This window comes from Methylobacterium sp. J-070 (assembly GCF_022829385.1).
Lineage (GTDB): Bacteria > Pseudomonadota > Alphaproteobacteria > Rhizobiales > Beijerinckiaceae > Methylobacterium.
Genome location: NZ_JAKSXX010000030.1, coordinates 1 through 5,094, shown reverse-complemented (window position 1 = coordinate 5,094; position 5,094 = coordinate 1). Strand labels below are relative to the sequence as shown.

4 protein-coding genes and 1 pseudogene are annotated in these 5,094 nt (G+C 65.4%); 4 read left to right on the top strand and 1 reads right to left on the bottom strand.

Annotated elements, in window-relative coordinates; translation table 11 throughout:
- Positions 1-139: 139 nt before the first annotated feature.
- Positions 140-664 (top strand): annotated as a pseudogene (locus MKL01_RS01330) (catalase); the annotation flags it as partial.
- 505 nt (positions 665-1,169) lie between these two features.
- Complete coding sequence (locus MKL01_RS01320) at positions 1,170-1,346, top strand: hypothetical protein (RefSeq protein ID WP_243903440.1); 177 nt, start codon at positions 1,170-1,172, stop codon at positions 1,344-1,346.
- Positions 1,347-1,868: 522 nt separating this feature from the next.
- Here MKL01_RS01320 and MKL01_RS01315 read toward each other — a convergent pair.
- Positions 1,869-2,219, bottom strand: a complete 351-nt coding sequence (locus tag MKL01_RS01315) for a hypothetical protein (protein ID WP_243903439.1) — start codon at positions 2,217-2,219, stop codon at positions 1,869-1,871.
- A 463-nt stretch (positions 2,220-2,682) separates the two neighbouring features.
- Here MKL01_RS01315 and istA point away from each other — a divergent pair, with 463 nt between their 5' ends.
- Together istA and istB are read left to right on the top strand one after the other, a co-directional pair.
- A complete protein-coding gene (gene istA / locus MKL01_RS01310) occupies positions 2,683-4,182 on the top strand; it encodes an IS21 family transposase (RefSeq protein ID WP_243903438.1) in 1,500 nt (499 codons plus the stop codon).
- Positions 4,179-5,021: an IS21-like element helper ATPase IstB gene (istB, locus tag MKL01_RS01305; protein ID WP_243903437.1), complete on the top strand. Its 843-nt coding sequence runs from the start codon at positions 4,179-4,181 to the stop codon at positions 5,019-5,021. Before istA ends, istB begins: the two co-directional genes overlap by 4 nt.
- Positions 5,022-5,094 lie beyond the last annotated feature (73 nt).

Genomic DNA, 5,094 nt, shown 5'->3' with positions numbered 1-5,094 from the left:
CCCGACGTCCGTGACCAGCAGGTCGATGCGCACGTCCGAGCGGAGCACCTTCAGGCCGGTTGCCCCGTCGGCCGCCTCGATGGCGGTGTAGCCGAGATCCTCCAGGACCTCCGTCACCAGCATGCGTACGGTGGGCTCGGGGCACCCCTACAGCCACCCGCTCGCCGATAGCTACTTCAGCCATGCACCCGTGCGCTTCGGCGATTACGTGGCCAAGCTCGCGGCCGTTCCCACGGCCGAGGCCCAGCGCGCGTTATCCGAGTGGCGGCTCGATCCACACCAGGATGAGGACGGCTTCCGGCACGCGACCGTCGCCTTCTTTCGGGATAGTGAGGTGGTGTTCGAGTTGAAGGCGCAGCTCTGGGCTGATGCCGAGCGGCAGCCCATCGAGGACGCCTCGGTCGACTGGCCGGTCTCGGTCAGCCCCTACCGGACCGTGGCGACGCTGCGCCTGCCGAGCCAAGACGCCTATTCACCGGAGCGGGTGCGCTACTTCGACGAGGTGATGACCTTCCGCCCCGCGCACAGCCTCGTGGCGCACCGGCCGCTCGGTTCGGTGATGCGGGCACGGCTGCAGGTCTATCGGGCGCTTTCCGACTTCCGCCACCGCGAGAACGGCGTGTCCGCCGAGGACACCGCCAGCATCGACCGCATCCCAGCATGAGGAACTGCGCGATCAGGCTTCCGAAGTATCGCGAACCATCCTCCTCACACACGCGTTACCGGCGTTCTTCGACACGGAGTTATTGATGCGTCAGCGCACCCTCGTCACGGCTATCCCGTTTATGCTGCTCTTGTCCGGCGTAGCCTATGCTCAGGCGCCGGCGGCAGCGCCGCCCGCAACAGCTCCGGGTACACCCGGCGTAGCCGCACCTCAGCCCGGTTCGACGGGTGCGCCGGCCACTGTGACAGGGACTCCGACCGGCCAACCTGCCGACACCGTGACGAACAACTCCGCAGCCGGTGGAAATGCCGGCCAGCCGGAGCGGCCCCTGCCTCAGGGTGGTGGTGGCGGCAAGTGAGCGGATCACGGCGCTGACGGAGGTCGAGGCGCTCGCCGCTTCTCAGCCCTGATTGCCAATCGCGCAGGATCTGCGACCCTCAGAGAAGACGTAGGGCGGGTCGCCTGATCCGCGTGACGGCTCAGCATCACGAGGAGCGGCATGGCCATGGCTGAGACAGACAAGCCACCGGGTGTGAGCGTGGTGCCGCCGACGGTGCGGATCCCGAACGTCAACGTGCCGGACCCAACGACCGGTACTGAGCCCGAGAGCAAGGACCCAGTCAAAGAGGCCGAGAGCAAGCCAGACGATCCGGACCAGGCAGCCAAGGACGGATTGGCTTGATCATCACGCGCTGCTCGATCGTGCTCCTCTCTGCTCTAGTCAGTGTTGCCTGCCTCCCTGCTGCTGGACGTGCCCATAGCACGTCGGAGCCGCCTCGAAGGCCAGTGTCGGGTGCTTCGTCCGCCGGCGAGGAAGCTGCGTCGGCCGTCGACCCGGCCGTGCTCGACCGGTGCCGGCAGCGCGCGGACAGCCAGAAGCTCAAGGAGGGGCCGGAGCGGAAGGCTTTCATGGGGACCTGCGTCACGCCGGAGGATTGAAGCGCGGCTTCGCTCGGCCTCTCCTGCCGCGCGTAAGAACCCACTCCCGGCGTGCTTTTTGAAGGCGCTCACCCATCGAGCGCTCTCAGCAGTCGCCGCACCTGCTCTACGGCACGGATGGGCCACAGAAGCCCCGTGCGCCGGCTCGAACGGGAGACTTGCAGGGTATGTTCGGCGTGGAGAACGAGCATTGCATGTCGATCACGGCCTGCTCGTAACGATCAACGCTCTTAGCTTCAGGATTTTGAAGCTGTGCTACGGCGCTTCACCCTGTAGAAGCAGTTTCACGAAGATGCTGGACGGCATAACTAATGTTAAAATTCGCCGAAGAGATCTCACCGACCGTGAATGGGCACGTCTTCGGCTGACCCCATTGGATCTGCCCTTCAGATGCTTCGAGTTCAGGTGTCTCCGCATCATTCACGGCAAGCCACCACAAACCGTCGATCTTCAGGTTTCCAAGTTCGCCCGATCTTTCCACGATCAAGCGTTGGAGCCGAGTGGCTTCGTCCCGCCACTGCATGCCTTGAGCGTCGCGGGAGATCAGCGCTGCCTTCATCAAGCTGGAAAGGAGGCCGCGCACCAGTGATGCGGGTGTCGGTACGTCGTCGCTCATAATCCGGACTCTTCAGACGCGGACGCTGACAGCGAGCGCAGGACCTTCTTGCAAGCGTGAGGCCATACCGACCGTGTGTCGTTTGTGCTGGAGTGACGTCGTTATGTACCTTCAGCGGGGTAAGAGTAAGGTTTGCCACTACCAAGCAACGACAGAGTGGGTTGGCTTGCAATCCCTTGCCTTCACAAAAATCCAGATCCGCTATGACCCTTGAAGGCGTTCGCCCGCCGATGTAACCGAGTACGGTCTTGGGATCTTGGTGGCCGGACTGGTTCATGATCCGGATGAGGTCCGCGCCGCGCCCTCGCTACGCAACGCTATCACGTGGTAACGTTGCCACGTTAGGTTGCTTCGTTTGTGTAGGGCGGTGACAAAACCATCCACTGGAGCGTCGGTGTCGTGCTGATGCGGGCGGCGTAAAAGCCGGCCAGTGGAGAAGCTTCTCTTTCGAGAGGAGCCGGGGATGTTCGCCGTGGAAGTTTACGCGGCCGTTCGGCAGTTCGTGTTTATCGAGGGCAACTCTCGGCGTGAGGCGGCTCGAGTGTTCGGGCTGAGCCGAGAGACGATCGCCAAGATGTGCCGGTTCTCTCTGCCGCCGGGCTATACGCGCTCGAAGCCGGTCGAGAAGCCGAAGCTTGGACCTCTTCTGCCGGTGATCACGGCCATCCTGGAGGCGGACCGGACTGCGCCGGTCAAGCAGCGGCACACGGCCAAGCGGATCTTCGAGCGTCTACGCGACGAGCACGGCTATGCCGGCGGCTACACGGTGGTGAAGGACCACGTGCGAATCTGCCGGTCGCAGGGGCGGGAGACCTTCGTGCCGCTGGCCCACCCGCCCGGCCATGCCCAGGTCGACTTCGGCGAGGCGGTGGCCACGATCGGCGGCGTGCGGCGCAAGATCCATTTCTTCTGCATGGACCTGCCGCACTCCGATGCCTGCTTCGTGAAGGCGTATCCGCAGGAGACCACCGAGGCGTTCCTCGACGGGCACGTCGCCGCCTTCGCCTTCTTCACGGGCGTGCCGCTGTCGATCCTGTACGACAACACGAAGATCGCGGTCGCCAAGATCTGCGGTGACGGGCAGCGCGAGCGCACGCGCGCCTTCACCGAGTTGGTGAGCCACTATCTGTTCCGCGACCGCTTCGGCCGTCCGGGCAAGGGCAACGACAAGGGCAAAGTCGAAGGGCTGGTCAAGTTCGCCCGGTCCAACTTCATGACCCCCGCTCCGGAGGCAGCTTCGTTCGAGGCGCTGAACGCTGATCTGGAGCGACGTTGCCGAGTCCGGCAGGATGAGTGTGCCGGTCGGTATGCCGAGCTCATCGGTACGCGGCTCGTGGCCGACCGTGCGGTCCTGCGCGCCCTGCCGGCGGTCCCGCTGGAGCCGTGCGAGAAGCGGGCTGGTCGTGTCTCCTCGACCGCGCTGGTGCGCTATCACGGCAACGACTATTCGGTGCCCACCGCCTACGGCTTCCGGAACGTGCTGGTGAAGGGCTTCGTCGACGAGGTCGTGATCCTGTGCGGCGGGATCGAGATCGCCCGGCACGAACGCAGCTACGGCACCGGCGTGTTCGTGTCCGATCCACTACACTACCTCGCGCTGATCGAGACCAAGCCGAACGCCCTCGACCAAGCGGCGGCCCTCCAGGACTGGGATCTGCCCGAGGCGTTCCAGCACCTGCGCCACCTGCTGGAGGCGCGCATGGGCAACCGGGGCAAGCGCGAGTTCATCCAGGTGCTGCGCCTGATGGAGGCGATGCCCAAGGACGTGGTGGCCGCAGCCGTCACGGAGGCGATCCGGCTTGGGGCGATCGGCTTCGATGCGGTCAAGCTGATTGCGCTGGCCCGACTCGAGCACCGACCGCCCCGGCTCGACCTGGCAGCCTATCCGCACCTGCCCAGAACCACGGTGCGGACCACCGTGGCTGCGGACTATGCCGTGCTGGTGCCGGAGGTGGCCGCATGAGCCCGGCGCGCGACGAGACCACGCCGGGCGTCCTGCTGGCTCACCACCTCAAGCAGCTCAAGCTACCCACGGTGCTGCGCGAGTACGACAAGGTGGCCCGCGAGTGCGCCCAGGGCGGTCTCGACCACCCGCGCTACCTGTTGCGGCTGGTTGAACTGGAGCTGATCGACCGTGAGCGGCGCATGGTCGAGCGCCGCATCCGGGCGGCGCGCTTCCCGGCGGTGAAGAGCCTCGACACGTTCGACTTCGCCGCGATCCCGAGTCTGAACAAGATGCTCGTGCTGGAGCTGGCCCGCTGTGGCTACATCCTCGGCCGGGAGAACGTCATCGCACTTGGCAACTCGGGCACCGGCAAGACCCACATCGCCTTGGCTCTCGGCTTGGCGGCTTGCCAGAAGGGCTTCTCGGTCACGTTCACCACCGCGGCCTCGCTGGTCAACCAACTCTTGGAGGCGCGCGACGAGCGTCGTCTGCTCCGGCTTCAGCGTGAGCTGGCCGCGGTGAAGCTCCTGATCGTCGACGAACTCGGCTACGTGCCGCTGTCATCGACGGGAGCGGAGTTGCTGTTTGAGGTCTTCTCGCAGCGCTACGAGCGTGGCTCGACCGTGGTGACCTCGAACCTCCCGTTTGAGGACTGGACGTCAGTTCTGGGCTCGGAGCGGCTGACCGGCGCGCTGCTCGATCGGCTGACCCACCACGTCAGCATCCTGAGCCTGAACGGCGACAGCTACCGCCTCAAAACTTCCCGCAGCCGGCGCGGCCGGGCCGAAGGGGCGGAGCAAAACCAGGCCACCGCCGATCCTCACGACGCCGAGACGGGCGAGATCCCGCCGGCCTGACCCTTACGATCGGCGGCGAACGAAGAAGGGGCCCGATCGAGGCCCTTCTACGTTCAGGCTGCACGTTGCCAGT